This is a genomic window from Atribacter sp., from assembly GCF_035418125.1.
In the GTDB taxonomy this organism is placed as follows: Bacteria; Atribacterota; Atribacteria; order Atribacterales; family Atribacteraceae; genus Atribacter; species Atribacter allofermentans.
The window spans coordinates 1-5,364 of the sequence record NZ_DAOLQM010000149.1; the positions used below are offsets into that span (position 1 = coordinate 1).

Here is a 5,364-nt window from a genome sequence, read left to right on the forward strand (position 1 = left end):
ACGGTTATTCTTGAAGGCTTTCCAAAACTATAATCACCTAATTCATAAACTGACAGTCCATTGATCTGACCAATAACTTCATTTTCAATATCGATTAAAACTATTCCCTGATCAATCAATTCTTGAATTTTATCCTCGATTTGATTGTGGCGGTTTTTTCTTTCCTTTAAGGTTCGTTCCACATGACTCCGAGTTACTTTTTCAGAATGATCTTGTCTTGCCCAATGATCAGATTCAACCACTATATCTTTGAGATAACCAAACTGGGATACTAGCTTATCTTGATGAGAAACTCTTCGGGAAGCGTGTTCTAAAAGACGGGCAACTCCTGAATTTTCAAAAGGAAGAAGATTTTCGTTCTCACATATTTTTTTTACATAACAAGCAAAAGAATGAATGACATCATTATTTTTATCTAACTGAAAATCAAAATCAGCCTTCACTTTAAACAAATCTTTAAAATCTTCGTCATAAAGGGTAAGTAATCGGTAAACCATATCATCTCCAACCAGAATTACTTTTGCATTAAAAGGGTGAGGTTCAGGAGTTAATCCTTGCGGTGCAACCAGGCCAAACTGTTCCCAAGGATCCTCGATTTTAATTTCATGGTTTTTTAACGCTCTTTTCAAGCCTTCCCACACACCAGGATTCATAATCAAATCGCGGAAATACATGATGATGTATCCACTGTTTGCTAAATGGAGAGATCCGGGCTTCAGCATAGTATGGTCACTATAATAAGTTCCCATCATTGCCTTTCGTTCAATTCGACCAAACAAGTTAGTCCAGTTGGGGTGGGACTCAAAAATAACTGGCGGTTCATCCCGATCTGAATTATCAACCAATATATTAATCTTAAAAGGCAAAAAAGGATCTTGTAATCTTTGAAAGGGAAAAAGCTGTGGTGCCGTGGTTGCATCTTGGGAATCTCGAAAATACTGGAGATAAGTAAGAGTATATTTCTTTATAAAATCAATAAACTGAACGATTTCCGGTTGGTCTTCATAGGGTTGGATACATTCCTTAAAAAGGGGGGTTATGGCAAAATCAGCAATGCGATAATCAAGATCGGAAATTTTATTTTTAAGCTCTATTTCTAACTCATGAATTTTCTCAAAATTATTGTTAATTTCATTTAATAGCGTTCGCCGTCTTTCTTCTATGGTTTCTTTTTCGGTTTCAGATAAAGCAATATATTGCTCTTGTGTCATTGGTTTCCCATCGACCAATGGAACCAAGATTGGCCCCATAGAAGTCATACGAAAAGCAAAATTTTCCTGGAGAGCCATCCGTTCTAATTCCTGAATGATTTGCCGATTCTTTCTTTGCTCCTCATCTATCAAAATTTGTTTCTGATTTTTGTATTCTTCTCCGGCAAAAGCCTTGGGAAGGATTTCTTTGATATTCTTTAAAAGATTTTCTAAACGTATTGATAGCTTTTTACCTTCTCCGGCTGGAATTTTTAACACCCGAGGTCGATCTGGACTACCAAAGTTAAAAATATAACACCAATCAAAAATTTGGGGAAGGATTCTCTTGGCTTGCTGGTTTTTGATCTTTTTCGCAATACAATATTTGATGGCTCCGACTCTTCCTGTTCCTGTAATACCAGTCAAAAATAAATTATATCCAGGTCTCTCCAAATCCAGACCAAATTCAATTGATCGGATAGCTCTCTCCTGCCCAATAAATTCATTATAAGAACATAATTCTGAGGTATATTCAAAACCAAGGCTTTCTGGTTCACAATACCATCGGAGTTGTTCGGATTTTAGTTCTAAATCAGTATTCATCGAACCCCCCTCTTTCTTTTAAGAGTTGAAAACCTTTCTGTTTAAATGAGTTTACCATATTGTTTCTTGGCATTGTTGTTAATAATAGCAAAAAACAAATTGAGGAAAAAGACAATGAGATCCGATAGAATAAAAACGACGATAAAGAGGATGCTTTAATGATAAAATTAAAATTATTCCTCCAAGAACAATAAGCCATTATTTTTTCATGGTTTTTAAAACATCAAGGATTCACCAGCTGTATATCGCCTCGAACCCCTAAAACATCCTGAAAAACAACAACAACTCCAATGATTTCTTGAATATTTTCACAGTATTTCAATGCTTTTTCAACATCTTTTTTTGAATGTATCAAATTACCAATACTGGTCGCCCAAGCATCAGCTACTGATGATGAGTGAGCAACTATAGTAACTGCATCTGCTTCCCCAAAGCTTAAAGAATGCCCAATTTTACCCGAAGATGTTGCTACTCCGTAAGTCTTCCCCGGAGAAATCAATAATCCGATATGTGATTTAAAGGGAGAATTTTCTCCAACATAAATAGCGATAACTCGCTCCCTTAAAGAACGGATGAATAAATCTCCACCGTTTTCAATTATTAATTCTGTCGTTTTAGATAAGAGTTCATTTGCCAGTCGATCATTTACCGCTCCGGCTACTGCAGCCATTGGTCCAACTCCTGCCTTTTTTACCGATTCGGCCATAATCTTACAGATGGGAGGAGCAAAATCATCGACATCTATTGGAACCAAAGACTCCTGAAACTGTGGTTTATAGCGAATATAAGCCTCTAAGCTCCTTCGTTCTTTATCTAAAAGAGAATAAGAGAACTGACTTAAATCGGAATGGGCATAGATCATGAGATCGCTTTCTTTAATCTTTACATCGAATGATATTAAATCGGAGGGCTTAACAGTCTTTCGATAAAACCGTTCTACATATTCGACCATATTTTAAAATAAAGCCTCCATCGCACGGGTAGGACAAGCCAAAACACAAAGTTCACAAGCAATACATTTCGATTCTTCAAATATTACCTGATAAGATTTCTTGTCCATATAAAGAGCTGAAGTTGGACAAACTCCTAAGCAAGAACCACAATCGATGCAACGTTGATCGTCTTTCTTAATATCTTGGCTTAAAGGTTGTATTTCTACTCCCTTTTCTTGAAGATACTTGAGACCTTCCTCATTTTTAGTATTCTCTCCGATGATTTCCAAAACCATCAGTCCTTCATGATGTGGAGAAATAGAGGCGCGAAGAATATTAAAGGTTAATCCAAAACGAAGCGCCAGATCACACACCACTGGTCTCTCGACCGCTTCTCGGGGAAAATGTAAAACCACCTTCTTAGTCGATACCATTTGGTTTACCTCCTAATCCCATTAGCATTATTAGTAAAAGGTCTTTCAGCAAGATTTCTAAAATGCACATCTGATTCTGTATTAGGAAGAGCAAGTGTTGGTTGGGTTAAAATGAAATCTCCATCTTGAATCCATTTTTTTAAAATTGAACAGATTTCACGAGCACGAGAGTAACTGGAAATTGGTGAGGTTGGTATTTCCTTTCCTGAGTGATGTATTTTACCACTTCTTAATTCTGCATAATTTACATATCCCAAAACCTCGCCAGTCCCGTTTGGATAAGCGTTACTATAATCAATAATCGGCGCTTCAATGTCTTGATCTCGAACTGCACAATACTGGAGAGTTTCTTCATCAAGTACAGGAATAGGCACTCCCAAACCGACCGCAAGAGAACATCCATAACCCCTGACACTTAACCCCCAAAGCCAATTGGGATCCATACCTTTCATATCTCCAATCACTGCCAAAGTGCCCGCACCCCCTTTAGGTATTCCCTTATCGTTTCTTTCCACTCCAGGGTCATGCTGAGTCCCCTGCCAAGCAACATAACCAACGCCACCACCTAAAAATATCTTGGTCCCGACACCAATAGTTCGATAATGAGGATCATTCAACAATGGACTTAACTGGCCAGCGGACGAAAAGCCAGCGTTCCCCAAATGGGGGAGAAGTACTCCAAGATAGGTGTAGATTATTTTGTCAGAACAATTCACGGCAACATTATAATTTTGATATGCATTACGGGGATTAAAGAGATAGGCTTGATTTAAATCTTTAATATTAATCCAGGTTATTAATTTTTTACGAGGGTATTCGTCGGTTCCATAACCGTAGGCTTCCAACAATATATCTTTACCGGCAACTAAATCTTGAATGACATGACCTCCACCATACTTAAATTCTCCGGGGTAGATTTTATTCAACGGATCATCTTTAGCAACCTGTGTTGCTCCGATATAAAGGTCAACAGCTGCCAAACCACCATACGCCATCACTCCATTTAAGTAAGCTTCGCTGATTTTCATCCTTGGTTTGGTATGACCGGTATTAATCATTGCACCTGAAGAACACATTGCACCAAAGGTTCCTGTGGTTACGACATCAACTTCTCGAGCAGTTTTTTCAATTCCTTTTTTATCAACTAATTCAATAACCTCTTCAGCAGTGACAACCACTACTTTTCCTTTTTTGATCTTTTCATTAATTTCTTGATAAGACCTCAAAGCAACTCCCATGATATGCGCCCCCTATTTTAAAAATAAAAAACCCCCGCCCAAGGGGCGGGGGTTCATCCGCGGTACCACCCTTATTTCTGATAGCCAAAGACTATCCAACTCATTCCCCATCTCAATCACCAGATGGCAATCGAATAACGCCGATTAGACGGTTCCGGCTACTCTACTTTCACCGTAACGGCTCCCGGGCCATGTTCATCGAGTTCTGAAGGACCGGCTTCCACCTTACCCGGTTCTCTATCCCTTCTTCCCCAACTACTCATCCCGTTCTAAGCCGATTAATATTTTACGAATTATAACCAGGGTCATCATAAATGTCAAGCGTAGTTTGTTCATTTAATCAATAATCATTCTAGCTTATTTAAAAACCCTCTCCTAAAAAAATTGGAGAGGGTTTTTAAATTCATCAACGATATCCAGCGTTAATAAGCTCTTCCAATTCACCAATAGTTTCTGGAGTTACAGTTCCAGCTCCGGTGTTAATATTAAAACCGGTGATTTTATACTTTTTAGTCAAAACGACTTGAACAACGGGAATAAACCCTTGCAAATAGAGCTGTTGATCAAGAACCGCACTAATGTATCCAGTTTTAAGCCCTTCAATGGTAGCTGGTGATAAGTCGATACCGGCAGAAATAATTTCACCAGGTTGTTTCTTCAAATTATCCCTCAACAGATTAACCAAAATTCCAGTGATTGCTCCATGTTGAGTCCCAATTGCCTTGCAATCCGGATTGGCCTGAAAATATCCGGTTAATATTGGTATGGCTGTCGAGGCATCAGCATCAGCTTCAGGAGAAATTTCCTGGCGATCAACAATGATTCCAGCATCTTCAAGTGCTCTTGCCATTCCTTCTTCGCTTTGTCCACGGAATGGCTGCGAGAAAAGACCATATACAATGGCCTTATCTCCTGGTTTTAAACCAGCTTTTACCATCGCTTGACCAGTTAAATATCCACCCGCAAA

The 5,364-nt window shown here is 38.6% G+C and carries 5 protein-coding genes and 1 other annotated feature; all 5 genes read right to left on the reverse strand.

The window, feature by feature from the left end; genetic code table 11:
- Window positions 1–1,793, reverse strand: a 1,793-nt coding sequence (locus PLK24_RS07890; protein WP_324477931.1) for an AAA family ATPase, incomplete at its 3' end; no start/stop codon positions are given.
- Between the two features lie 223 nt (window positions 1,794–2,016).
- Window positions 2,017–2,745 (reverse strand): UPF0280 family protein, encoded by a 729-nt coding sequence (locus tag PLK24_RS07895; RefSeq protein ID WP_324477933.1) that lies wholly within the window; start codon window positions 2,743–2,745, stop codon window positions 2,017–2,019.
- Between the two features lie 3 nt (window positions 2,746–2,748).
- Window positions 2,749–3,159: an NIL domain-containing protein gene (locus tag PLK24_RS07900; protein WP_324477935.1), complete on the reverse strand. Its 411-nt coding sequence runs from the start codon at window positions 3,157–3,159 to the stop codon at window positions 2,749–2,751.
- A gap of 5 nt (window positions 3,160–3,164) precedes the next feature.
- Window positions 3,165–4,397, reverse strand: a complete 1,233-nt coding sequence (locus PLK24_RS07905) for a homocysteine biosynthesis protein (protein ID WP_324477937.1) — start codon at window positions 4,395–4,397, stop codon at window positions 3,165–3,167.
- 38 nt (window positions 4,398–4,435) lie between these two features.
- Window positions 4,436–4,678: a binding site (T-box leader), on the reverse strand.
- A 125-nt stretch (window positions 4,679–4,803) separates the two neighbouring features.
- The coding region (locus tag PLK24_RS07910) for a substrate-binding domain-containing protein (RefSeq protein WP_324477939.1) at window positions 4,804–5,364 on the reverse strand (561 nt) is incomplete at its 5' end.